This window comes from Streptomyces sp. NBC_00597, assembly GCF_041431095.1.
Taxonomy (GTDB): domain Bacteria; phylum Actinomycetota; class Actinomycetes; order Streptomycetales; family Streptomycetaceae; genus Streptomyces.
Genome location: NZ_CP107757.1, coordinates 1,699,133 through 1,722,354 on the forward strand (window position 1 = coordinate 1,699,133; position 23,222 = coordinate 1,722,354).

The following is a 23,222-nucleotide window of genomic DNA, read 5'->3' on the forward strand; positions in this document are numbered from 1 at the left end:
GGACGGTGCGGGCCGGGTCAGGCCGCGAGGGCGGCGCCGCGTCCGGGCGCGGGGGCGATCTGCTCGACCGCTCCGGTGGGGATGTCGTAGACCCAGCCGTGCAGGGTGACGGCTCCGGCGGCCAGGGCGCGGGCCACCGCGGGGTGGGTGGCGAGGTGGGCGAGCTGTACGGCGACGTTCTCCCGGATCAGGGCCTCGACCTCGGCCTGCGGCGCCCCGACGGGAGCCGCGTGCCGCAACCAGCGGGCGACGGCGGGGAGCTCCGCGAGGTCCTGGCCCGCGGCAAGTGCGGTCATGGCACCGCAGGCGGAGTGTCCGCAGACCACGATGTCGCGGACGCCCAGGACGGCGAGCGCGTACTCGATGCTCGCCGCCACGCCGTCGGAGCCGTCGGCGGTGTGGGAGCCGTCGGCGGTGTGGGCCGGTACGAGGTTGCCCGCGGTCCGGATGACGAACAGTTCCCCCGGCTCCCGCTGGGTGATCAGTTCCGGGACCACGCGTGCGTCGGAGCAGCCGACGAAGAGCGTGTGCGGCCGGTGGGTGGTCGCCAGGCGGGCGAAGAGCTCCGCCTTGGCCGGGAAGACGTCCTGCTGAAAGTGCGCGAGGCCCTCGACGAGGTCGTGCACGGTCACTCCCTTCGGTGGGGACTGCCCTGGTCGGGCTGACGAGATCCACCATGCATGACCTGTGGCTATAGCGTCCAAGACGTATTGAGCATGATCGTTATTGATCGGATCTATAGTTGGCTCATGCCTCTGGAACTGCGCCATCTCCGCTATCTGCTGGCCGTGGCCGACCACAGCAGCTTCACCCGCGCCGCCGAGGAGCTACGGATCTCACAGCCCACGCTGTCGCAGCAGATCAGGCAGCTGGAGCGGGCCGTGGGCGTGCAGCTGCTGGACCGTACGGGGCGCGCCGTGCGCGTGACCGACGCGGGCGCGGCCTTCGTCCCGTACGCCCGCCGCACCCTCCAGGACCTGGCCGCCGCCGAGCGGGCCGTACTGGACGTGGCGGACCTCTCGCGCGGCAGTCTGCGCCTCGCCATGACCCCGACCTTCACCGCGTACCTGCTGGGCCCGCTCGCCGCGGAGCTCCACGCCCGACACCCCGCGATCACGCTGAACGTCCGGGAGATGACGCAGGGGCGACTGGAGTCGGCGCTGCTGGACGACGCCGTTGATTTGGGCATCGCCTTCCAAGGCCCGCACCTGCCGGGCATCGGCGCCACCGGCCTGTTCACCGAGACCCTCGGCCTGGTGGTCGGCCCCGCCCACCCGCACGCCGGCCGCACCGAACCGCTGCCGGTCGCCGAACTCGCGGCGTGTCCCCTCGCGTTGCTCAGCGGGGACTTCGCCACCCGGACCCACATCGACGCGTACTTCCACCGGTACCGGGTCGAACCGCCGATCGCGGTGGAGGCCGACTCCATCAGTGCCCTCACCGAGATCGTCCGGCGCACCGGGCTCGCCACGGTGCTCCCCGACGCCCTCACCCGCGACCGGTCCCCGCTGCACCCCGTCCCCCTCGGCCCCGCCCTCCCCGAGCGGACCGTGGTCCTCCTGCGCCGCGAGAGCGCGTACGAGAGCGCCGCCGCCCGTGCCTTCGCCTCGCTCGCCCGGCACTGGGCCGGCGCCTGACGGCCGGATCAGTCCGCGAACACCGCCGACGCCTCGGCCTCGTACGCCCGCAGCAGAGGTTCCAGGGCGGCCGGATGCGCGGCGCCGGCCGGCAGCAGGCGGCGGGCCTCGGCCTCGGTGGCGTGGCTCAGCAGCCAGGCGCGGGCCCAGGCCGGGTCCGCGGAGCGGTCGGCGCCGCGCATGCGCGCCTCCACGGCGGCATAGGCGGTGCCGGGCACCCGGCCGGCGATGACCGGGAAGACGTGCTCCTCCTCGGCTTCGATGTGCTCGGCCAGCAGCTCCTGCTGACGGGCCAGGAGAGCGGCCAGCAGCCCCGCGTGGCGGCCCGGTTCAGCGGCGAAACGGGCCGCGGCCGCATCGCAGTCGGCCTGGAGCGCGTCGAGCGCCGCGTGGTCGTCGACGAAGCGCACGATGCCGGCCACCGCCTCGGCCGCGTCGGGCACGGCGTCCAGGACCACCGGCCACAGGATCTCGTCCTCGGCGCGGTGGTGGCCGCGTACGACGGCGTGGAAGCGGTGCACGTAACCGGCGATGGCCCGGGCCCGCGCGGGGCCGGCCGGCCGCGCGGCCGCGGCGAGACCGGCGAACAGCCGGGCCAGGCGCTCGATGTCCGCCAGGATCGCGCGGTGGGCGAGCCGGATGCCGGTGGGGTCCGCGGCCGCCGCGGGGTCGTACGGCCTTGCGGGGGTGTCGTGTTCGCTGTCCATACGGACGACTGTGCGCTCCCGGGCAATGCATCGGGTCAACGTTCGATGAACGTCGCCGGTCCGCCGGGACGTCCGCTGCGGCATAGGCTCGGGAGTCCGCCCCGTCACCACCTCGGGAGAACCGCACGATGCCGCCCACCGGTCCGCAGTCCGTCGACCGCGCGCTCGCGATCCTCGACGCCGTCGCCGACGCGTCCGGGCCCGTCGGCGCCAAGGCGCTGGCCCGCCGGCTGGAGTGTTCGCTGTCCACCGCCTACCACCTGCTGGCCCCGCTGACCGAACGCGGGTACCTCGTCCGCACCGCGCGGGGATACGCGCTGGGCCCCCGGATCCCCGGACTGCACCGGAGCCTGCTGCGCCATCTGGAACCCGCGCCGCGCATGGCCGACCTGCTGACCCGGCTGCGCCGGACCACCGGCGCCGAGGCGTACTACACCGCCTACCGGGGCGGACTGATCACCGTCGTCGACACCACCGCCCCGGTCACGGACGCCGCGAACCCGTTCGCTCCCGGACGCGAGACGCGGGCGCACGCCACCGCGCACGGCAAGGCACTGCTCGCCGAACTGCCCCGGCCGCTGCGCCGGCGCTACCTCGCCGAGCACGGGATGGCCCGCCTGACCGGGGCCACCATCACCAGCGCCGAACTGCTGGAGGCGGAGCTGTCCCGGGTCCGCGGGCAGGGCTTCGCCGTGTCCGTCGGGGAGGCCGACCCCGCGTACACCTGCCTGGCCGTCGCCCTGCCGCGCGGGGACGACCACGACGGCGACGCGGTGCACGCCCTGTCGGTGTCGCTGCCGACCGGGGAGTTCCGGCGGCGCCCGACGCAGATCCGTACCGCCCTCGCGCAGGCCGCGGCGGACTGCGTGTGACGCCAGGGGCGCCCGGGCACCGGTTTTCCGGCGCTGCCGGAAATACGGTGCGATGGGGATGCGCGGCCCGCGGTGGCCTGCCAGTCTGGTCGGCATGATCTTCATCGCCGTCAGGTTCGACGTCCGTCCGGAGCACAGCGACAACTGGCTCACGCTCGTCGACGACTTCACCCGGGCCACCCGCAACGAGCCGGGCAACCTCTTCTACGACTGGTCGCGCAGCGTCGACGACCCCAACAAGTACACGCTCCTGGAAGCCTTCACCGACGCCGAGGCGGGCGCCGCGCACGTCGCGTCCGACCACTTCAAGGCCGGTATGGAGACCCTCGCCGACGCGATCGCCAGCACGCCGGAGATCATCCACGTCGAGGTGCCCGGCCAGGGCTGGAACGCCATGGCCGAACTGTCCCCCCGTAACTGAACCGCCCGGTCGGCGGCCCCGGTGGCTAGGCCGTTTCCTTCGGATCATCTGATCGTTGGTTGATGTGTGTCGTTGACTGATGTGCAGTGGGCGCGGATCGAGCCGTTGCTGCCGGAGCGGACGCCGAAGCGGGGTGGACGGTGGCGTGATCACCGGCAGGTGATCGATGCGATCGCGTTCAAGTACCGGACCGGGACGCCGTGGATGGACTACCCGAGCACTTCGGGTCGTGGAAGGGCGCCCACAACCGGCTGCGGAAGTGGGCAGCCGACGGGACCTGGGAGAGGGTGTTCACCGCGCTGCTCGCCCAGGCCGACACCGAAGGGGACCTCGACTGGGTCGTCGCGGTCGACTCCACCATCGTCCGTGCCCACCAGCACGCCGCCGGGGCCCGTCAAAAGGGGCCCCGGCCGGCGAGCCGAACGACCATGCCCTCGGACGGTCCCGCGGCGCACTGACCACAAAGATCCACCTGGCCGCAGACAACCGCTGCCGGCCCCTGGCCTTCGTGATCACACCTGGCCAGGCCGGTGACGCACCCGCGTTCCCGCAGGTCATAGCCCGTTTACGGGTCCCGCGGCCGGTCGGCAGACCGAGAGCAACCCCGGACGTGATCCTGACCGACAAGGCGTACTCGTCCCGCGCGATCCGTTCCCATCTGCGGCGGCGCGGGATCCGGGCGGTGATCCCGCAGCCCGCCGACCAGGCCGCCAACCGCAAACACCTCGGCAGCCGCGGTGGCAGGCCGCCGGCCTTCGACCGCGAGGCCTACAAGCAACGGAACACCGTCGAGCGCTGCATCAACAAGCTCAAGCAGTGGCGCGGTCTGGCCACCCGATACGACAAGACCGCCACCATCTACCTCGCCGGACTCCACCTCGCCGCCATCCACATCGGGTCAGCGAGGTGATCCGAAGGGAAGCCCGCGCGAGGCGCCTCTGTCGCAGGTCGGCTGTCAGCGCGCAAGGGCGGAGGCGACGCCCACGGCGGCGATGAGTTGCAAGGGATACTCCGGATCCGCCTGACCGATCGCCAGGGCCAGCAACCGGTCGGAATCCGGCAGCCGCCACACCTGCATGCTCCCGGCGACGTTGCACAGGAACACAAGCGGCTCGGGAGCCGAGTACTTCGGGTCCGGGTCGTCGAAGCCAAGGTACGGCCACAGGTCGACCGTCTCCGGGCTGCCCCACCGGGAAGTCAGGCTCTTCGCCAGCGCGGCGAGAGCGGCTTCAAGCTCCCGCTCGGCCGCCTCGACGACCTGCTCGCTCCGGTTGTCCCAGAAGTCCTGGCTCTCCCGCAGCACGGCCAGGTGGTACCCCGGCCCTCCCGACCTGCCCTCTTTACCCTGCGGGACTTTCTGCTCCGGGAACGGCCGCGCAATCAGATCGTCGACAGCTGAAAGGTGGGCGTCCGCAGCGCCTGCCGACAGGGAGTCATTGACCACGGCCGGAGCTTATCCGTCTCTTTCGGATCTTGCCTGACCGGCAAGATCCGAAAGAGACGGCCTAGGAGGAGAGCCCCAGCAGCCGGGCCGCCGACTCGCGCATCTCCACCTTGCGGATCTTGCCCGTCACCGTCATCGGGAACTCGTCCACGACGTGCACGTACCGCGGGATCTTGAAGTGGGCCAGCCGTCCGTCGCAGTACGCGCGGACGGCGTCCGCGGTCAGCGGCGGCGCCCCCTCGCGCATCCGCACCCACGCCATCAGCTCCTCCCCGTACCGGGCGTCGGGGACGCCGATGACCTGGACGTCCAGGACGTCCGGATGGGTGTGGAGGAACTCCTCGACCTCGCGCGGGTACACGTTCTCCCCGCCGCGGATCACCATGTCCTTGATGCGGCCCGTGATGCTCAGGTAGCCGTCCTCGTCCATCACCGCCAGGTCGCCGGTGTGCATCCAGCGCGCGGCGTCCACGGACTCGGCGGTCCGCTCCGGCTCGCCCCAGTAGCCGAGCATCACCGAGTAGCCGCGGGTACAGAGCTCCCCCGGCTCGCCGCGGGGCACGGTCCGGCCTGACTGCGGATCGACCACCTTGACCTCAAGGTGCGGTCCGACGCGGCCCACCGTGGACACCCGGCGCTCGATCGAGTCGTCGGCCCGGGTCTGCGTGGACACCGGGGAGGTCTCGGTCATCCCGTAGCAGATGGACACCTCGCGCATGCCCATCCGGTCGATGACCTCCTTCATCACCTCCGTCGGGCAGGGCGAGCCCGCCATGATCCCGGTACGCAGGCTGGACAGGTCGTACGTGCCGAAGCCGGGCGCGGCCAGTTCGGCGATGAACATCGTGGGGACCCCGTACAGGGAGGTGCACGACTCCGCCTGGACCGCGGCGAGGGTGGCCCCCGGATCGAACGACGGGGCCGGGATCACCATCGCCGCGCCGTGGCTGGTGCAGGCGAGGTTTCCCATGACCATGCCGAAGCAGTGGTAGAACGGGACCGGGATGCAGACCCGGTCCTCCTCGGTGTAGTGGCACAACTCCCCTACGAAGAAGCCGTTGTTGAGGATGTTGTGGTGGGAGAGGGTCGCCCCCTTGGGGAAGCCCGTGGTGCCCGAGGTGTACTGGATGTTGACCGGGTCGTCGGGGCTCAGCTCCGCCGCCGCCCGTACGAGGTCGGCCGGGTCACCGGCGCGGCCGCGTTCCAGCAGGGCGCTCCACTCCGGCCGCTCCAGCAGGACGGTGAACTCCAGCTCCGGGCAGCGCGGTCCGACCTCCTCGATCATCCCGGCGTAGTCGGAGGTCTTGAAGCGCTCCGCGGCGACGAGCAGCCGGATCCCCGCCTGGCGCAGCACGTACTCGACCTCGTGCGAGCGGTACGCCGGGTTGACGGTGACGAGGATCGCCCCGATCTTGGCGGTGGCGTACTGGACCAGCGTCCACTCGGCTCGGTTGGGGGCCCAGATGCCGACGCGGTCCCCCTTGGCGAGGCCCAGGTCCAGCAGGCCCAGCGCGAGGGCGTCGACATCGGCGGCGAGCTCCGCGTACGTCCACCGGCGCCCGGCCGCGAGGTCGACGAGCGCGTCGCGGTCGGGGAACCGGCGGACGGTCCGGTCCAGGTTCTCGCCGATCGTGTCGCCCAGCAGCGGCACGTCGAAAACGCCGGACGCGTAGCTCGACGACGCGGTGCTTCGAGATGCGGAACTCGACGCGGCAGACACACGTACCTCCTGGACTCGGTGGCGGGGCGGCGCCGGCGGGCCGGCGGCCTTCATGATCCTCTCCGGGCGGGGCCCCGGCCACCCTCCTGCCGCCTTTCCCTCGAAGGGGGTTCAGCGCAGGCAGCCGACGATCCTGACGGAGATCTCCGCGGTGCCGGTGAGCCCGGCGGCCGGATCGGTGGCGCTGAAGACGAGCTGGTACGTCCCGTCGGGCAGCAGGGGGACGAGGAAGCGGCCCGACGCGCCCGCGCCCAGCGTCACCGGTCCGGCGGGGCCGTTGATCTTCCAGGTCGTGTACTGCGGGTCGGTGACCGGCTGGTTGCCCGGGCGGGTCCGGGCCGTCCCGGCGAAGGACTCCTCGCAGCCGCGCCGCAGTTGGCCGCCGGCGGCGGGTTGCTGGATGTGCACGGTCGGGGTCTGCGGCTGCTGCCCGGTCGGCGAACCGCTCGGGGACGGGTTGCCCGGCCGGCTCGGCCGGCCCGTGGCCGGGGTGCCCGGCCGGCTCGGCCGGCCCGTGGCCGGGGTGCCCGGGCTGTTGGGGCTGCCAGGCGTGGCCGACGTACCGGGCGAAGCCGTGGGGATCGTCGTGGGCGAGGCGCCGGGGGCCGAGGGGGAGGGCGAGGCGGAGCCCGGGGCGCCCGTACCGCCCGGCAACGGGTCGAGTGCGTGCGGGAGTTCCGGGTGGATCACGACGGGCGGCGGGGCTGCCTTGGCGGGCTCGGTGGGCTTGGCGTCGATCCTGGCGCAGATCGCGCCGGCGACCATCTCCTGGCTGTCGGGTACCGGCAGGGCGCGCAGTGCCTGGTCGTCCGGCCCGCGGCCGTGCGTGTCGAAGTAGCCGTTGCCCGTGAACGTCTCCCGGTCACTGTGCTCCATCCACACCGAGTTCTGGTAGTCGGTGCCCGCCTTCTGCTGGTTCCGGCCGGTGACGTACCATGCCGTCACCTTGCTTCCCGAGGGCTCGCCCGCCGCCGGTGCGTCGGTCGGCGCGTACAGCCAGCCGTCGCCGAAGAACCGCGTGGGAGACGGATCGTCACCTTCCTCGTTCGCTGCGGGGAAACGGAAGCCCCCGCCGACCACGAGCTTGCCCTTCGGGCAGGACACGGCCGCGTCCGCGCTGCCGCCGGCCGCCACCGGCACCTTCGCGGTGACCACGGAGACGCCCTTCAGCAGGACACAGATCGCCCGGACCCCGACCGCGTAGTTCGCCTGCGGTGGCTGCGGGTCCTCGATCCGGGTCTGGTGCTCGATGAATTCGGACGTGTGGATCGGGAACGTGCCGGCGCTCAGCTGATCGCCCGGGTTGAGCGCGGCGAAGGTACCGGACTTGGCGTCGCCGGGCGGCCCCTCGGGTGTCAGGCTGTCGAGGGGGACCGGCGCGACGGGGCGGCCCGCGACGGTGCGCTCCGCCCGGAACTCGGTACCGACCGCAGTGAAATCGCCGTCGCATCCGGGCGTGGCGTCGTGGGCCCGGGCCACGGCCGCGAACGGCCCGTCGGTCGAGAGGTCGTGGATGATCCCGCCGCCGCTCGCCGAGGTCATCTTGTTCATGCGGTCGTGGTAGGCGTACGCCCGCTCCTTCCACCCGGTGGTTTCGAACTGCGGTTTCGCGTTGACGCACAGGGCGTACGAGGTGAGTGCGGCGGCCTCGCCGCCCGGGTTGTACGCGGACGCCAGCCAGGCGCCGCTCATGAACAGGCTGTTCGTGGCGAAGCCCGTGCCGGTGATCGCGTATCCGCCGCCGAGCGCGGTCTCGTGGGCCCGGCAGGCGGCGACGACGGCCTGTTCGCCGCCGGCCGCGACCGGCACCGTCACACTGCGCTGCACGACCGTCAGCTGCGGGCCGCCGGTAACCGCCCATACCCCGACCCCGACGGCGCCGGACACCACCAGGGCGCCCGCGGCCGCCACCGCGGCCGTCTTGGCGGTGATCGCACCGCCCAGCTTCGCGAAGACTCCAGAGCCCATCGCCGATGCCTCCCCCGCCTCACGGCCGCACCTCCCCGCGGTTACGGGGCGTGGGCAATGTAGCGCTGCGTGCGATACGCGTCACAGAGGCTTGAAGTATCGGTTCTGCTACGGACTCCCCGCCCGGAAGCAAAGCCGTCCCGGCCAGCGGGCGGCACGGGGTGCCCGCCGAACTGCCCCCCGGGACGAAGCGGCGCATAGTGAATCCATGAATCCGCGTCGCATCCGGACGGCGCTGGTGTGCGCTGCCGGCCTGTTCGCCGCCACCACCCTCCAGGCGACCGGTGCCACCTTCGCCGCCGACCGGGAGCCCGCCCCCGGCATCGTGCGTCAGTTCCCCCACCCCCGCCGGCGGCCAGGCCCGGCAGGTCATGGACATCGCCCGGCAGGCACAGAAGGACCTCGGGCTGAACGCCGTGGTCCTGCGGGTCACCCGCGACGGGAAGGAGGTCGTCACCGGCGCGCTCGGCCAGTCGATGACCGGCGTTCCCGCCACGGCCGACATGCACTTCCGGTCCGGCTCGGTGGCCATCGCGTACATGGGCGACGTACTGCTCCAGCTCGTCGACGAGCACGAGGTCGGCCTCGACGACCCCGTCTCCCGCTGGCTGCCCGATCTGCCGCACGGCGACGAGATCACGCTGCGCATGCTGGCCGCCTCCACGTCGGGACTGCACGACTACGTCACCGACCCGAAGTTCGACGCGGCGCTGGAAGCCGCGCCCTTCCGTCAGTGGACCCCGAAGGAACTCGTCGCCTACTCCCTCGCCCACCCGCTCTGGTACGAGCCGGGCACGAACTGGAGCTACTCGCACGCCAATTTCGTCCTCCTCGGGACCACCCTGGAGAAGATCACCGGCACCCGGCTCGACCGGCTGCTCCAGGAGCGGGTCATGGACCCGCTGGGACTGCGCGACACCCACAACTCCTTCACCCCCGAGATCACCACGCCCGTCCTGCACGCCTTCACCTCCGAACGCGGCACGTACGAGGAGTCCACCTTCTGGAACCCCTCCTGGACCACCGCGCCCGGCGCGGTGCAGACCACCCACATCTGCGACATGGCCCGTTCCGCGGTCGCCATCGGCTCCGGTGAACTGCTCTCCCCCGCCGGCTACCGGGTGTCGCTCGACCCGGGCACCATCGGTCTGGGCAAGGCCACCGCGCAGTGCCCGAGCACGATCTGCCCGGCGATGACGCGGGAGCACCACTTCGGGCTCGGCCTCATCGTGCAGAACGGCTGGGTGGTGCAGAACACGTCGTTCTCCGGCTACGCCGCCATCCAGGCCTACCTCCCGTCCGACCGCCTCGCCATCGCCGTCTCCACGACGGTCGGGCCCGACGGCGCCCAGGACAACACGGCCCAGACGATCGCGTACCGGATCGCCGACGCCCTCTCCCCCGGCCACCCGCTGGACCGCTAGCCGCCCGGGGTGGCACTAGTGCCACCCCGGATGCGGATGGCAGGGATATCGAGGGGCGTGGGGTCGGCGCGCGAGGATCGAGGAGACCTGCCGGACCCCAGGGGGAGTTCAAAGATGCACGTGTTCAACAAGCCCGCACGCTGGCTCGCGGCCGCCGCCTGCGGGCTGCTCGCCACAGCGGCCCTGCCCGTCGGCCCGGCGAGCGCCGCGGCCACGACCGCAGGCGCCACTGCCGCGAGCGCCGCGACCCCACCAATGCCGGGCCGGTTCCGGAACCAGAAGCTCGACTGGCAGCCGTGCGCGGGCGGTTCGCTGGAATGCGCCTCGATGTCCGTGCCGCGGGACTGGTACCACCCCGACTCCGGACCGGCGTTGACGGTCGCGGTCTCCCGGCACCGCGCGGCGGATCCGGCGAAGCGCCGTGGGGTGCTCATGATGGCGGCCGGCGGTCCCGGCGCCTCCGGGCTCCCCCGGCCGGCCCGGCTCGCCTCGTACAGCCCGAAGCTGGCGCAGGCGTACGACATCGTCAGCTTCGACCAGCGCGGCGTGGGAGCCAGTACGCGGGTGGTCTGCTCGGACCAGGACGAGGTCGACGCCATGTTCGGCGGTGCCGATCTGCGCGACCGCTCGGCGGCCGCCGTCCGGCGGACCTTCGACGGCGCCCGGGACTTCGTACGGGACTGCGAGCGCAACTCGGGCGGGCTGCTGCCGTACATCACCACCGATCAGGCCGTGCACGACATGGACCTGTACCGGGAGCTGCTCGGGGTGGAGAAGGTCTCGTACTACGGTCCCTCCTACGCCAGTTTCCTCGGGGCCTACTACGCCACCGAGTTCCCGCGGCGCGTGGAGCGGGTCGTCCTCGACAGCAACATCGACTTCACCGGGACCTGGCAGTCCTTCCTGACGGGGCAGCCGATGAGCTTCCAGCGCCGGTTCGAAGAGGATTTCCTGCCGTGGCTGGCGGCGAACGACGCCACGTACCACCAGGGGCGCACTCCCGAGGAGGCGAAGGCCTCGTTCGAGCGGCTGCGGGCCGCCCTGCACGACCGGCCGCTGGACGTCGAGGGGACGGTCATCACGCCCAACCACCTAGACGCGGCAACGACCAACGCCCTTTACAACGCCGACCAGTTCGCGGGCCTCGCCTCGCTCCTCGGCTTCCTGGAGCAGCCGGAGCAGGCGTCGGCGCAGACCAGGGCCGCCGTCGCCGGACAGCTGAAGCACGTCATGGGTGCGGACTTCATCGCCGACTTCTTCGCGGTCACCTGCGGCGACACCCCGTGGAACCGCGACACCCGGTACTGGGTGAAGGAGAGCGGCGAGGCCACGCGCACCCATCCGCTCGCCGGTGCAAGGGAGTTGACGTTCGCCTCGGTGTGCGCGAACTGGCCGCGGTCCAAGGCCCCGCGCATCAAGGTCACCGGTGAGGGCCTGCCTCCGGTGCTGATGCTCAACTCGAAGAACGACCCGGCGACGTACTACGAGGCCGCCGTGCGCGCCCACCGGGGGTTGGCCGGATCTCGCCTGGTGACCGTCGAGGGCGGCGACCACGTGCAGTTCCAGAACCACAACGCGTGCGTCGACGCCCGGGTCGAGGGCTATCTGCTGGAGGGCACCCTGCCGGCCGGTGACACCACGTGCCCGGCGGCGCAGCGGTGATCCGTCCCGCCGCCGGGTGAGGGGGCGGCGCCGTCACTCCTCGATGGCGCCGCCGATCCGGCGCAGGTGGCGGCGGAAGGTGTACGAGGGGTCGGCCTCGCGCAGGACCAGGTAGTCGGCGAAGGCCGTCTGGCTGCGCAGGGTCTCCCCGGAGCGGATCCGCCGGGCCTGTTCGCGCTCGGTCTCCCGGATCCGCAACGCGGCGTCCAGCACCTCTTCCACCTGGTCGGCGGCGACGAACAGCACACCGTCGGCATCACCGAAGACGAAGTCCCAGCCGGCCACCAGGTGCGGGCCGAACCGGGCCGTGAGCAGCGCCTCGGGTTCGCGTTCGTCCAGTCGTACCGGCCCGGCCGGGTGGCTGCCGTAGCTGAAGACGGGGAGGCCGATCTCGGCCAGTTCGGGCGTGTCGCGGTGCAGCCCCCACACCACGAGGCCCGACACGCCGGCCGTTGCGGCCTCAAGGGCGGAGAGGTCGCCCACGCAGGCCTCGTCCGTGCGTCCGCCGTTGTCGATGACCAGGACGTCCCCCGGTTCTGCGGATCCGTACGCCTCCAGGAACACGTCGACGCTGCCGTAGTGGCGCACCGGCAGCGCGCGGCCCGCGACCCGGTGACCGGGCAGCACCGCGCGGACGCCCGGCGGTGCCACGCGCAGCGGCACGCCGGTCCGGACGCAGGCATCGGCCACGAGCGGCGTGGACAGGTCGGTGAAGGCCTTCAACATGCCGACTTCCCCTTCTCTCCCGAACGGACGGCTTGGGTCAGCCACCGCCCCCCATGGTGCCTGCCCGGCCGCCCGGGCGCGGGGGATCGGGGGTTCGGGGCGCGGCGTCACGGAATGTCGGTGTCCGAGGGCTCCGCCTCGTAGCCGTGCGGATCGTCGCCCTGCCATTCGACGAGGTCCGAGTCGCCGAGGACCACGTCGTCGGGGTCGGGTACGCCGGCCCGGCGCAGGAACTCGATCACGTCGGCGTCGCTGCGGGCCAGGCCGAGGACCGTGTCCTGCCCGTCGGCGCGCAGCGAGACCCGGCGGCCGCCGGCCGGGGTGATCGGGTGGACGAGGATCGGCGCACGGTGCATGCGCCCAGCCTCCGCCGGTACCGCCTGAGCCGCATCCGCAGGGAGCGGGCCCGGCCGCCGTCCTGGCCGGCTTCGATCCGGAACGCAGGTCCTGAGGCGTGTCCGCAAGGAGGCGCCGGCCGCCCGAAGGGTGTCGTGGGACAGGCGGGACGGGCAGGGGGACGGGCAGGCGGGACTTTGACGACGGGGCCTAAATCTAAAGGTCCGCGGTGACGGGCAGGGCCCGGAGGGCATGGAAGCGGAAGGTGGTCGTCCAGGCGAGCTGGTCCACGGGGCGCGCCGGGCGCAGTCCGGGCAGCCGGTCGAGGAGCGCGCCCAGCGCGAGCGTGATCTGGAGGCGGGCGAGCGGGGCGCCGAGGCAGTAGTGCAGCCCGTGGCCGAGCGCGAGGTGGGCCTTGTCCTCCCGGTCGATGTCGAACCGGTCGGGGTCCGGGTACCGCTCGGGGTCGCGGTGGGCCGAGGCCAGGCAGAACAGGACCGTGTCGCCGGTCGGGATGCGGACGCCGCCGATCTCCACCGGCTCGGTCGGGAAGCGGCGGATCGCCGTCTGGTGGGGGCCGGTGTACCGCAGCAGTTCCTCGACGGCGTCGGGGAGCCGGGCCGGGTCGCCGCAGAGGACGGCGAGCTGGTCCGGGTGGGTGAGCAGGGTGAGCAGACCGCTGCCGATGACGTGCTGGACGGTCTCGCTGCCGGCCATCAGGATCAGGAAGGCGAGCGAGACCAGCTCGTCCTCGGTGAGCCGGTCCTCCTCGTCACGGGCCGCGATCAGGCTCGACAGCATGTCGTCGCCGGGGCGGGCCCGCCGCTCCTCCACCAGTTCCACGAGGAAGCGGTGGACGTCGGCGACGGCCGCGACGAGGTCCTCCTTCGAACGCGGGGCGAGCATGGTGGCGACCCGGTCGGAGAACCGCTCCTGGTCGGCGGCGGGTACGCGCAGCAGTGCGCCGATGGTCCGCAGCGGCAGCGGCTTGGCGAAGCCGTCTACCAGGTCCGCCTCGCCGGAGCGGGCGATCTCGTCGGCGAGCCCGGTGACCAGCTCGTCGACGCAGTCCTGGACGCCGGCCCGCAGCAACTCGACGTGGCGTGCGGTGAACCCTCCGGAGACGAGGCGGCGCAGCCGCAGGTGGTCCTCCGGGTCGATGTTGAGGAGGTTGGCGTCGAGGGCCGGCGGCAGGCTGAAGCCGCTGAACCCGGTCGTCGAATGGCGCTTGTTGACGGAGTACCGGGCGTCGGCGAGCCCGGCCCGTACGTCCGACGCGCGGGTGACCAGCCACACCGGGGAGCCGTCGGGGAGCGCGACGCGGTGCACCGGACCGGCGGCGCGCAGGCGCGCGTGGACGGCGTAGGGGTCGCGTGCGAACGACTCGTCGAACGGGCACGGGAGGGCCGGGAGGGGGTGCGTGGGAGTGGTCGCTGCGTTCGGGGTCATGCCGTGAAGGGTTCCTTGTCTGGTGCCGGTGTCCGGTGGCGGCGTCCTGTGGCGCTGTCCGGTGACGGTGAGCGCGGGAGGTCATTCGGCGGTGATGCGCGCGCCGAGCCACACCATCGCGGGCGGGATCTCCCGCTTCCACGTGTTGAAGTTGTGCCCGCCGTGGTCGAGGGTGATCGACGAGACGCGCGCCGGCGCCTTCACCTTCTCGATGAACTTCTGCGTCGGCTTGTAGTTCCCCTCGCCCTGCAACGAGGTGGCCACCAGGAAGGAGGACTTCCCCTGGGGTAGGTTGTCCAGGCTCCACAGCAGGTCGGATCGTTTCTCCTCGGCGGTGTTCCCGTGGAAGAGATCACCGGAGTACTCGTCGACCTCCGGCTTGTAGTCCGCCGACAGGCCCACTCCGGCCGCGTAGCTCTCCGGGTGCTGCAACGCGACCTTCAGCGCGCAGTAGCCGCCGGTCGAATCCCCGATGACGCCCCAATTGGAGGCCGAGGTGCCGACGCGGTAGGCACCCGAGATCGCCTTGGGCAGGTCCGTGCCGAAGAAGGTCTCGCTCCGCGGGCCGCCCGGCACGTCGATGCACTGGGTGTTGCGGGTCGGCACCACCGAGGGCTGCATCATGACCAGGATCATCGGGGGCATCTTCTTCTGCTTGGCGAGCGTCCAGGCCGTCTTCGGGTACGGCAGCGGCTTGAGCAGGTTCTCCGCCATGCCCGGGAATCCGGTGAGCACCACGGTGGCGGGGAACTTCCTGTTCTCGTTCCCCTTCTGGAAGTACTCCGGCGGCAGGTACACATAGGCCTGGACGACGGCCTTGGACCGCTCGCCCTGCACCGCGATCTTCTCGATCTCGCCGCCGACGTGCGGAGTTCCGCCGCCCCGCATCTCCGTCGGCTGCCGGCCGAGGAGTCGCACGGCCGAGCCCCCGGGCGCGTCCTGGCCCACGGAGGGCATCGTGCGCTCCTTTCCGGCCAGGTCCGCCCAGGAACCGTAGAGCAGGAAGGTCCGGTTGGCCGTGAGACCGATGGAGGCGAGCAGCAGCACCTGGAGCACCAGGATCACGCCGACCCGCCCGAGCGCCGGCCTCCCGCCCCGACGACCGAGCCGCGGCCAGAGCCACACGGCGGCCACGAAGGCCAGCACCGTGGCGATTACGACGACGGTCAGGAGCGTGCTGCTGGTCAGACTCACGGATCGGGACGACTCTCTACGCTGTGTCGGCACGGGCCTGCGGCCCGGCGGCGCCGCATGTGCCGGCGCACAGGGCAAGACTGCAACGGAACCCGATCCGTTCCACACCACTGCGACTCGGCCAGAACCCGTCGGTACCGGCGTCAGGACGGACTCCGGCCAATTCATTGACATGGGCCTGACATTTCAAGGTCCCTGTGGGACCTTCCCCAGCGTGTTCGCAAGCTCTCTCCCCCGGCCATGACGGAAACCGCCCCGGACGGCCGGCGCACGCCGGCGAGGCCCCCCAAGGCCCCGCTTCACACCCCACGAGGACGTGGCGAAGAGGAGCGACAGGATGAAGATCTCGACATGGCCGGGCACGACCGCCCTGGCAGCAGCAGTACTGATCGGCGGGGCGACGTCGGCGACGGCCCTGGGCCCCAGCGCCGACCAACTGCTCGACGGCGTCATCGTCGTCGCCGGCAACACCTGCACCTGGACCAACGCGCACTCCAGCGCCAACCCCCCGAGCGCGCTGACGGTCGACAGGACGACCATCAACACACCGGGCGGCAACCTCGGCTGCAACGGCAGCATCACCGCCTCCCTCAACAACGACCCCGCGTTCACGTTCGACGACGCCGCCGGCCTCGCCAGGACGAACGTCATCGACATCACGGGCAAGCAGAGCTTCATCTCCTGCCGCTACAAGGCCACGAACATCACGTGGAACCGCGACGGGGTCACCCGCAAGTACGTCAACCAGGCCTTCACCGCGGCCAAGGTGTCGGGCAGCTTCCTCTGTCCCGGCTCGGTCACGACGGCGGCCGGTGACGCCTCGATGCTGTTCCACTGATCCTGCATCCACCGCGGCTGCCGCAGCCCACGACGGACTGCGGCAGCCGAGCGGATCAGGCCGGGCAGATGCCGCGTTCGTGGTCGACCGTGGCCGTCGCGCTGGAGAACTGCCACTGCGGGGCCAGGAGCTGGTTCTTCAGCTGACCGGCCGCCGCCGGGCTCTCCACCACGTAGCCGAAGTCCTGGAGCCACGCCGGGTAGAGGTTCTTGGAACCGATGTAGAAGGCCGAGTCGTCCACGGAGACCACCTTGTGGTGCTGCGCGTACGGGTGGCCGTCGGCCCACTTCGGGCTCTGGGAGCTGCGGAACGTGGCCAGCTGGAGGTTCGAGCACATCGTGGCCCTGGCCGTGCCCCGGTCGCCGGTCAGCAGGGCGAGGCGGTCGCGCAGCGTGTCGCTGATCTCCGAGAGCGACTTGATCTGCGAGTAGCCGCCGCTGCCCACGGCGCCGCGGTTGGCGGGGTCGCTGACGACGATGCGGACCTTCACGCCGGCGGCCATCCGTGCGGCGAGGGCGTCGTAGACGCGGATGTCGTAGCGGGGCAGCGGCGGGCAGGTCGCGTTGACGTCCTGCTGGGAGATCTCGATGTGCCGGGCCGCACTGGAGATCAGCGTCCGCAGGGCGCTCTCCTCCGGGTTGACCGTGTCGTAGTCGCGGTCGGCGTTGGTGTTGTCGTGCAGGCCCACGCCGCACTTGGTGTCGGCGGCGGTGGGCAGCGCGGGCCGGAAGGCCGAGGACGGATCGCTGCGCTTGATCCCGACGCCGAGGCCTCCGACGGCGATGGCCGGCACGTCGCCCGGGCTCGCCGGAGGCGTGGCGGGGGCGCTGCCCTTGGCCAGCGCGGGCATGCACGCGGCGCCGTTGGAGGAGGCGAACCAGACGCTGGCGATGTTGCTCTTGTTCTGGCAGGTCCAGGACCACAGTTCGTCGAGGTAGCGACCCGCGGACGCGGCGGCCGGACCGCGCAGGGCGAGGTCGACGTCGGCGACCGGGTGGGCGGTGTCCAGGTAGTCGTCCTTCCAGTCGTTGATGCCACCGGTGATCACGGACCGTCCGTCGACCACGAGGATCTTCGAGTGGTTCCAGGAGAACGCCGTCTTCGAGGTCGTCATCGAGGCGACGTTCAGGTCGACGTTGCGGGCGTCCGCGCCGAGCTTGGCGACGAGTTCGTCCCGGTACTTCGAGGGCAGCACGTTCAGGTGGTAGACCGGAGCGGCGCCGACCAGCACGCGCACCTTCAGCTTGTTGCCGCGCGCCGCCGAGGACTTGAGACCGGCGACGACGGCGTCCTGGAACGCTCCGTTGGGGAACGGTGCGAGAGTCGATATGTCGACCGTCTGGGTCGCCTGGGAGATGTTCTCCGTCATCTTGGCGAGCAGCCGCTCGGTGCCCGGCCGGGCGGCGCAGGTGTCGTCGCCCCAGCAACCGGGGGTCTGCAGCAGCCAGTCGTCGCCGCCGGGCGTCGAGGCGTCGAGGACGTTGCCGGCGGTGCGTTCCCAGACCTGGCCTTCGAGGCCGGGGGACACCTGGCGGAGCGTCTGCTCCACCGCGTCGAGGTGGGGCGCCGGGGCGGCGGGCCCGGTGCCGGCCGCCGCGGCGGCGGAGGCCGGGCCGGCGGCGAACAGGGCCAGCACGACCGCCGGAACCGCGGCGCGGACGGCGGCGACGGACGGGCGATGAAGGGTATGGCGGTGCAATGTGACTTCCTTGCAGGAGGGATCGCGGGTCGCCGCGACGGGGGCGACCGGCAAGATCAACTCGCGGAAGTTACCACCCGGTCACAAGAGTGGGGAATTCGCGCACATCGATTCGGCCACGGCGGTGCGAGGGACTGTCGGTCGGATCGAAAAAGATCGAAAAGGAGCGAAAAGGGTCCCGGCGTGGCCGGATTGGACAAGTGGTCGATGGACCGACCACGATGATGCGCGCTAGATCACGGCAGCTCAGGGGGGCAAACCGGTCAGATGGTGATGTTCCTCCGGCCGATCTGCTACGTCCCCGTTTCCGACACCGGAGAGTTTTAGCCATGAGCTTCGGCGACCCGAACAACCCGTACGGCCAGCAGCCCCCGCAGGGTCAGCCCGGTTACCCGCAGCAGGCACCCCAGGGCGTGCCGCCGCAGTACGGCTACCCGCAGCAGCCTCCGCAGGGCGTCCCCCCGCAGTACGGCCACCCGCAGCAGACCCCGCCGCCGTACGGCGCCTACCCGCCGCCCGCGATGCCGGGCATGCCGGGCTCCGGCATGCCGCCGCTCGCCCACTGGGGCCAGCGCGTCGGCGCGTACCTGCTCGACGCCCTGATCATCGCGGGTCCGATGTACGCCCTCGGCTTCATCGACCTGGCCAACAGCGACGACCCCGCCAACGCCGGCCCCGGCATCTTCTTCACCATAGGCATCCTGTACGCGCTGGGCATGGGCCTCTTCCAGCTCTACAAGGAGGGCACCACCGGTCAGACGACCGGCAAGAAGGTCCTCGGCATCAGCCTGCGCCGCGAGGCCGACGGCGCCTTCCTCGGGTTCGGCATGGCGTTCGTCCGCAAGCTGGCCCACATCGTCGACGGCATCCCCTGCTACCTCGGCTGGCTGTGGCCGCTGTGGGACGAGAAGAAGCAGACCTTCGCCGACAAGATGTGCAACACCGTGGTCATCCAGGTGCCGAAGGGCTGAGGCCGCCCCTCTCCCCCTTCTTCCCACCCGGCAGCGGAGTTCGTCCGCTGCCGGGTGGCCGCGTTTGCGGCCGCGGCGGCGGACTCAGCCGCCGTGCGGCGGGCGGGCCGCGGCGGAGCGGTGGGCGAAGCGGTCGGCCGCCCGGCGGCCTCGGCGCTCCACCGGGAGGGTTCCGGTCGCCGCGGCCAGGCCGTACGGCGGCATGTCGAAGTAGATCGACTCGTACGAACCCTCGGGCGCGACGTACGCCTCGTGCCACAGGCCCACGTGTCCGCGCAGCTTCGACTCGCGCTCCTTCCGGTTGATCACGGCCCATGCGCGGTGGTGGAACATGTCCGGCGCCTTGGCGTACGCGTAGAGCTTCTCCTTGGACTCCCAGTACTGGACCACGTAGTACGTACGCGGCGAACCGGTGAGCAGGACGTGGCCGAGCAGTCCGCGGCCCTTGTCCCGGCCCAGTTCGCGCAGCATGCGCAGCATGGCCAGGAAGACCGGCACCCAGTGGTGCACGGCCCAGAAGTGGTTGATGCGCATTCCGATCAGCAGCACGGTGGCGTCACCCTCGACCGCCGCGGTGGTGTGGCCCGGTATCGGCTTGGCGAACACACTTCCTCCAGAACGCTGGTTGGATAGCGACACTGTCCAAGGTTGATTGGATAGTGGCACTCCCCCAGGAAGGGCACAAGAGATGCGGCTGGCAGAGCTGAGCGAGCGGAGCGGCGTCTCCACCGCGACGGTCAAGTACTACCTGCGGGAAGGGCTGTTGCCGCCGGGGCGCAGGGTCAGCGCGACCACGGCCGACTACGACGACGGCCACCTGCGCCGGCTGCGGCTGATCCGCGCGCTCCTCCAGGTCGGTGGGATCCCGGTGGCGACGGCCCGGGAGGTGCTCCGCCACGTCGACGACGACTCGCTCGGCCGCACGATCCGCCTCGGCGCCGCCCTGTGGGCCCTGCCCCAGGGGCCCGACCCGGACGACTCGGACGAAGCGGTGGCCACGGCGCGGCTGGAAGTCGACCGGCTGCTCGACATCCTGGGCTGGACGACGGCCCGGGAGCTCGGCGCCCTCTCCCCCGTCCACCGGTCGCTGGTGGTGGCGGTGGCCTCGCTCATCCGGCTCGGCTATCCCTGGCACGCCGAGCTGATGGCCCCGTACGCCGAGTTGATGCACCAGGCGGCGGTCCGCGACCTGGACTTCGCGGAGACGCACCCCTCCGAGGCCGAGAAGGTCGAGACCGCCGTGGCGGCGGCCGTGCTGTTCCATCCGGTGCTGAAGGCGCTCCACCGGCTGGCCCAGGAAGAGGAGTCGGCCCGGCGGTACGGGTTGTGAGCCGGTGACGGGCTCCCGGGCCCGTTCGTCACGAAGACGCCGTCAGGGCCGCCCGTAGCCGCCGGGCCTGCCTGACCAACTGCGAGGAGCCGGACCGCGCGGCGGCCTCGGCCAGCCCGGCCGGGGCGGGCCCGCAGGCACCGCAGCGCTCCACGCAGTCCGCCGCGACCGCCAGCAGCTCCCCCGTGCCCCGCACCGCTGCGCCCCCGGCCGCCAGCAGCGGTGTCAGCGCCTGCGCGAGCACCGCCCAGGTGGTGGCGTACGCACCGGTGGCGGCGGCCGTGCGCGCCGCCTCGGCCAGCCGGTTGGGCTTCACCGTGCCCAGGGCGAGCAGTTCGGCCAGGTCCCGCCCGACCCTCGGGGCGTCCAGCTCACCCCGGGCGGCGAGGAGAAGCAGCGCGTCCACGGCCGCGTGGCGGTCCTCGGCATGGCGGGCGCCCAGACCGGTGGCCACCGTCAGGTGCAGGGCGGGGCCCGCCGGTCCGCCCAGTTCCGCGAGCCGCGGCAGCGGAGCTCCGGCGCCGCCCTCCCGGGCCGTGGCGCCCGCGGTCACCTCGGGCAGCAGCCATGCCGCCTGCATCTCCCGGTCCTCGGGCAGGACGGACTGCTGGACGAGGCCGCCCGCGCAGCTGGGCGAACAGCCGCGGGCCGATTCGGTGTGCGCCCGGCCCAGCCCGCGGAAGGCGGCCGGGAACTCCTCGCGGACGACGCACCGCTCCGCGGTCTCCAGCACGATCCGCCGGGGCGCCGCCGCCCGGGGCGGCCGGTCCCACCGGCGGGGGCCGGACTGCGGGTCCGGTGCGGCGGCCGGTCCGGTGAGCGGGGTGGTGAACGGGGCGGTGAACGGGGCGCGGTCCGGGGACGGCACCCGGAGCGGGTCCGGGAAGGGGTCCGTCACCCGGCGCCGTACCGCGGGCGGTTCGCCCGCGCCCGCGAGCCAGGCCGCCAGCCGGTCGCCCTCGGGGGTGCCAAGCGCGGCCGCCGCGGGCACGGCCCCGGGGCTGCGCCGCACCCGCAGCAGCGCCTGGGCGAAGTCGGCCGGGCCGGGCCCCGTTCCTAGCCGCCGGTAGGCGGCGAGCCGTACGACGAGCTCCTCGGGCTCCAGCGACCCCGTCTCCCAGGTGGGGGTGGCAAGGAGGAACGGCAGCGGGTCGGTGAGGACGCGGTGCGCGGCCTCCGCCAGCCGTGCGGCCGTTACGGCGCTCAGCGCCGCGTGGACGCAGTCCGGCCGGCAGCCGTCGCCGTGCGCCGTGCGCCCCGGCAACAGGTCGGGCGCGCGCACCCGATCGAGGACGGCCGCCACCACCAGTTCCAGTCCGGTCAGCTGCCCCGGGTCCACCGGACGCCCGCCCCCGGGATGCCACCGGAGGCCGCCGAGGGCCGCGCGCAGGGCCTCGGCCAGGGCGGCGCGGTCGTGGTGGGCGTGCCGGACCAGGCCGTCCAGGGCCGACTCGAACACGGCGGCGGTCGGTTCCCCGGCCGTGACGGAGGCCGCGACCAGGGCGACGGTCCCCGCGAGCGTCGGGGGCCCGGAGGCGAGGCGGCGGGGCACCGGCGCCGGGGGCAGGACCTCCGCGTACGCGGGCTCGGCACAGGCGCCGGCTGCGGGCGAGGCGGTGGACCCGAGGAGCTCCGCGGCGGCGCGCCGGTGGAGGGGCCTCAACGCCTCGGCCCGGAGCGCGAGTTCCCGGCGCAGCTCGCGGTCGGCGGGCGGCAGGTACCTGACGGCCAGTCCGAGGGCGCGTTCCTGGAGGGTGGTGTCCTCGTGCCCGAACGCGACGGCGACGGCGGGGAGCAGGGTGTGCCGGGTCGCCGGATCGCGCCGCAAGGCCTGACCCAAGAGCCCCAGCTGGGCGCGCACGAGCTTCTTCTCCGGGCGGCGCAGGACCGCGCCCGACATCTGCGCGAGCCGCTGCGCGGGCAGCCCGCCCGCGTCGGCGAGCCGGACGAGCACCTGCTGTGCGTGGCCGGCGAGCGGCGACGGCGCTTCGGCGGCCAGCTCGATCCAGTCGGCGGTCCGCTCCCGTTCCTCGGTCGGGGTGAGTTCGAGGCGCGTCAGCATGGCGAGGAAGAACTTCAGCTGGTTCTGTCGGCCGCCGCGCCGCAGGCGGGCGACGCAGCCGTCGACCAGGACGCGCCGTTCGACGATCCCCTCCTGTGCGAGCGCGGCCAGTTCGGACGGCCAGTGGTTGGGGGCCGTCGGATCACTGCACCAGTGCAGTGCCTCGGGGGACTCGGCCGTCGTGAAGAGCAGGGGCACCAGTTCGCGTGCGTACGGATCCTGGCGCAGGACGATGGACAGGGGGCTGTGCGTGGAACGCGCGCGGTCCATGGTGAAGATGGACCGCACCCAGCCGTGGACGAACGCGTCGGTCGTGGGCACGGGGCAGTCGGCGATCCGCACCAGCTCCCGGACGAGCGGATAGTCCGCCTCGGCGGTCGCGGTGTTCTCGGCGAGGTGGTGGGCGAGCTCGCCGAGCCAGCCGGGGTCGCGGTCGGCGAGCAGGTCGAGCAGCGGTCCGGTGGGGAACTCCTGCCCCTCGCGCAGGTCGTGCGCGCCGATCCAGTCGGCCGCGGCGGTCGCGCCGGTGTGGCAACCGGCGCCGGCGACGAGCAGGGCGGAGCGGATGCGGTCGCGCTCGCGCCAGCGGCTCCAGTCCCAGCCGCGTATTTCGGCGCGCAGAAGGGCGAGTCGGGCGAGCAGTTCCTGGCGCTCGGGCGCCGTCAGCGGCTTGAGCAGGCCGGGGAGCTGGTCGGTGCGGCCTTCGCGGACCGCTTCGAGTATCGGGTTCATGGCGCCCTTCCGGTGGGGGGGGGGAGGCGG

20 protein-coding genes and 1 pseudogene are annotated in these 23,222 nt (G+C 72.4%); 9 read left to right on the plus strand and 12 right to left on the minus strand.

The features are described 5' to 3' along the window. Positions 1-17 precede the first annotated feature (17 nt). The gene (locus tag OG974_RS07280) at positions 18-626 is read right to left on the minus strand and encodes a carbonic anhydrase (protein WP_327281819.1); all 609 of its coding nucleotides are present in this window, start codon (positions 624-626) and stop codon (positions 18-20) included. Between the two features lie 123 nt (positions 627-749). Between OG974_RS07280 and cynR the strand changes: the two genes are divergently transcribed. After that, positions 750-1,637 (plus strand): transcriptional regulator CynR, encoded by an 888-nt coding sequence (gene cynR / locus OG974_RS07285; RefSeq protein ID WP_328761691.1) that lies wholly within the window; start codon positions 750-752, stop codon positions 1,635-1,637. An 8-nt stretch (positions 1,638-1,645) separates the two neighbouring features. On the opposite strand, the gene OG974_RS07290 is transcribed toward cynR, so the two are convergent. Next, positions 1,646-2,344, minus strand: coding sequence for a hemerythrin domain-containing protein (locus OG974_RS07290; RefSeq protein ID WP_327281821.1), 699 nt, complete (start codon positions 2,342-2,344; stop codon positions 1,646-1,648). Between the two features lie 128 nt (positions 2,345-2,472). Between OG974_RS07290 and OG974_RS07295 the strand changes: the two genes are divergently transcribed. From OG974_RS07295 to OG974_RS07305, 3 genes and pseudogenes are all read left to right on the plus strand, one after another. After that, positions 2,473-3,216 carry an IclR family transcriptional regulator gene (locus OG974_RS07295; protein ID WP_327281822.1) on the plus strand — a complete coding sequence of 248 codons (744 nt, stop codon included), beginning with the start codon at positions 2,473-2,475 and terminating at the stop codon, positions 3,214-3,216. 94 nt (positions 3,217-3,310) lie between these two features. Continuing rightward, on the plus strand, positions 3,311-3,637 hold the full coding sequence (locus tag OG974_RS07300) for a putative quinol monooxygenase (RefSeq protein WP_327281823.1): 327 nt from the start codon (positions 3,311-3,313) through the stop codon (positions 3,635-3,637). Between the two features lie 66 nt (positions 3,638-3,703). Continuing rightward, positions 3,704-4,547 (plus strand): annotated as a pseudogene (locus tag OG974_RS07305) (IS5 family transposase). A 45-nt stretch (positions 4,548-4,592) separates the two neighbouring features. On the opposite strand, the gene OG974_RS07310 reads toward OG974_RS07305, so the two are convergent. The 3 genes from OG974_RS07310 to OG974_RS07320 all read right to left on the minus strand — a co-directional run bounded on the left by OG974_RS07310 (position 4,593) and on the right by OG974_RS07320 (position 8,769). Beyond that, entirely contained in the window at positions 4,593-5,081 is a 489-nt protein-coding gene (locus tag OG974_RS07310) for a hypothetical protein (RefSeq protein ID WP_328761693.1), read from the minus strand. Positions 5,082-5,142: 61 nt separating this feature from the next. Next, positions 5,143-6,855, minus strand: coding sequence for an AMP-binding protein (locus tag OG974_RS07315; protein ID WP_371645861.1), 1,713 nt, complete (start codon positions 6,853-6,855; stop codon positions 5,143-5,145). A gap of 57 nt (positions 6,856-6,912) precedes the next feature. Continuing rightward, the gene (locus OG974_RS07320) at positions 6,913-8,769 is read right to left on the minus strand and encodes a hypothetical protein (RefSeq protein ID WP_371645863.1); all 1,857 of its coding nucleotides are present in this window, start codon (positions 8,767-8,769) and stop codon (positions 6,913-6,915) included. Between the two features lie 371 nt (positions 8,770-9,140). Between OG974_RS07320 and OG974_RS07325 the strand changes: the two genes are divergently transcribed. Both OG974_RS07325 and OG974_RS07330 read left to right on the plus strand, forming a co-directional pair. Beyond that, positions 9,141-10,193 carry a serine hydrolase domain-containing protein gene (locus tag OG974_RS07325; RefSeq protein ID WP_371645864.1) on the plus strand — a complete coding sequence of 351 codons (1,053 nt, stop codon included), beginning with the start codon at positions 9,141-9,143 and terminating at the stop codon, positions 10,191-10,193. A 114-nt stretch (positions 10,194-10,307) separates the two neighbouring features. Further along, a complete protein-coding gene (locus OG974_RS07330; RefSeq protein WP_371645866.1) occupies positions 10,308-11,855 on the plus strand; it encodes an alpha/beta hydrolase in 1,548 nt (515 codons plus the stop codon). Positions 11,856-11,888: 33 nt separating this feature from the next. Here the strand turns inward: OG974_RS07330 and OG974_RS07335 are convergent, their stop codons facing one another. The 4 genes from OG974_RS07335 to OG974_RS07350 form a co-directional block, all read right to left on the minus strand. Further along, entirely contained in the window at positions 11,889-12,581 is a 693-nt protein-coding gene (locus OG974_RS07335; protein WP_327281828.1) for an RraA family protein, read from the minus strand. Positions 12,582-12,688: 107 nt separating this feature from the next. Continuing rightward, complete coding sequence (locus OG974_RS07340) at positions 12,689-12,937, minus strand: hypothetical protein (protein ID WP_327281829.1); 249 nt, start codon at positions 12,935-12,937, stop codon at positions 12,689-12,691. A gap of 196 nt (positions 12,938-13,133) precedes the next feature. Continuing rightward, complete coding sequence (locus OG974_RS07345; RefSeq protein WP_371645868.1) at positions 13,134-14,366, minus strand: cytochrome P450; 1,233 nt, start codon at positions 14,364-14,366, stop codon at positions 13,134-13,136. Positions 14,367-14,447: 81 nt separating this feature from the next. Continuing rightward, positions 14,448-15,560 carry an alpha/beta hydrolase-fold protein gene (locus tag OG974_RS07350; protein ID WP_327281831.1) on the minus strand — a complete coding sequence of 371 codons (1,113 nt, stop codon included), beginning with the start codon at positions 15,558-15,560 and terminating at the stop codon, positions 14,448-14,450. A gap of 337 nt (positions 15,561-15,897) precedes the next feature. Here OG974_RS07350 and OG974_RS07355 point away from each other — a divergent pair, with 337 nt between their 5' ends. Further along, positions 15,898-16,398, plus strand: coding sequence for a hypothetical protein (locus OG974_RS07355; protein WP_328761698.1), 501 nt, complete (start codon positions 15,898-15,900; stop codon positions 16,396-16,398). A gap of 55 nt (positions 16,399-16,453) precedes the next feature. On the opposite strand, the gene OG974_RS07360 is transcribed toward OG974_RS07355, so the two are convergent. Further along, on the minus strand, positions 16,454-18,097 hold the full coding sequence (locus OG974_RS07360; protein WP_371645870.1) for a phospholipase D-like domain-containing protein: 1,644 nt from the start codon (positions 18,095-18,097) through the stop codon (positions 16,454-16,456). A gap of 329 nt (positions 18,098-18,426) precedes the next feature. On the opposite strand from OG974_RS07360, the gene OG974_RS07365 reads away from it, so the two are divergent. Then, a complete protein-coding gene (locus OG974_RS07365) occupies positions 18,427-19,068 on the plus strand; it encodes an RDD family protein (protein ID WP_327281836.1) in 642 nt (213 codons plus the stop codon). An 84-nt stretch (positions 19,069-19,152) separates the two neighbouring features. Here OG974_RS07365 and OG974_RS07370 read toward each other — a convergent pair whose 3' ends face one another. Continuing rightward, complete coding sequence (locus tag OG974_RS07370) at positions 19,153-19,674, minus strand: DUF4188 domain-containing protein (RefSeq protein ID WP_327281837.1); 522 nt, start codon at positions 19,672-19,674, stop codon at positions 19,153-19,155. 82 nt (positions 19,675-19,756) lie between these two features. On the opposite strand from OG974_RS07370, the gene OG974_RS07375 reads away from it, so the two are divergent. Further along, positions 19,757-20,398, plus strand: coding sequence for a MerR family transcriptional regulator (locus tag OG974_RS07375; protein ID WP_371645872.1), 642 nt, complete (start codon positions 19,757-19,759; stop codon positions 20,396-20,398). Between the two features lie 28 nt (positions 20,399-20,426). Here OG974_RS07375 and OG974_RS07380 read toward each other — a convergent pair whose 3' ends face one another. Further along, entirely contained in the window at positions 20,427-23,192 is a 2,766-nt protein-coding gene (locus tag OG974_RS07380) for a DUF6493 family protein (protein WP_371645873.1), read from the minus strand. Between the last annotated feature and the right edge of the window lie 30 nt (positions 23,193-23,222).

Excerpts from the sequence above, each read along its gene's own strand:
- cynR (WP_328761691.1), top strand. The coding sequence starts at position 750 with ATGCCTCTGGAACTGCGCCATCTCCGCTATCTGCTGGCCGTGGCCGAC.
- OG974_RS07290 (WP_327281821.1), bottom strand. The coding sequence starts at position 2,344 with ATGGACAGCGAACACGACACCCCCGCAAGGCCGTACGACCCCGCGGCG.
- OG974_RS07295 (WP_327281822.1), top strand. The coding sequence starts at position 2,473 with ATGCCGCCCACCGGTCCGCAGTCCGTCGACCGCGCGCTCGCGATCCTC.
- OG974_RS07300 (WP_327281823.1), top strand. The coding sequence starts at position 3,311 with ATGATCTTCATCGCCGTCAGGTTCGACGTCCGTCCGGAGCACAGCGAC.
- OG974_RS07315 (WP_371645861.1), bottom strand. The coding sequence starts at position 6,855 with ATGAAGGCCGCCGGCCCGCCGGCGCCGCCCCGCCACCGAGTCCAGGAG.
- OG974_RS07320 (WP_371645863.1), bottom strand. The coding sequence starts at position 8,769 with ATGGGCTCTGGAGTCTTCGCGAAGCTGGGCGGTGCGATCACCGCCAAG.
- OG974_RS07325 (WP_371645864.1), top strand. The coding sequence starts at position 9,141 with ATGGACATCGCCCGGCAGGCACAGAAGGACCTCGGGCTGAACGCCGTG.
- OG974_RS07330 (WP_371645866.1), top strand. The coding sequence starts at position 10,308 with ATGCACGTGTTCAACAAGCCCGCACGCTGGCTCGCGGCCGCCGCCTGC.
- OG974_RS07335 (WP_327281828.1), bottom strand. The coding sequence starts at position 12,581 with ATGTTGAAGGCCTTCACCGACCTGTCCACGCCGCTCGTGGCCGATGCC.
- OG974_RS07340 (WP_327281829.1), bottom strand. The coding sequence starts at position 12,937 with ATGCACCGTGCGCCGATCCTCGTCCACCCGATCACCCCGGCCGGCGGC.
- OG974_RS07345 (WP_371645868.1), bottom strand. The coding sequence starts at position 14,366 with ATGACCCCGAACGCAGCGACCACTCCCACGCACCCCCTCCCGGCCCTC.
- OG974_RS07355 (WP_328761698.1), top strand. The coding sequence starts at position 15,898 with ATGAAGATCTCGACATGGCCGGGCACGACCGCCCTGGCAGCAGCAGTA.
- OG974_RS07365 (WP_327281836.1), top strand. The coding sequence starts at position 18,427 with ATGAGCTTCGGCGACCCGAACAACCCGTACGGCCAGCAGCCCCCGCAG.
- OG974_RS07375 (WP_371645872.1), top strand. The coding sequence starts at position 19,757 with ATGCGGCTGGCAGAGCTGAGCGAGCGGAGCGGCGTCTCCACCGCGACG.
- OG974_RS07380 (WP_371645873.1), bottom strand. The coding sequence starts at position 23,192 with ATGAACCCGATACTCGAAGCGGTCCGCGAAGGCCGCACCGACCAGCTC.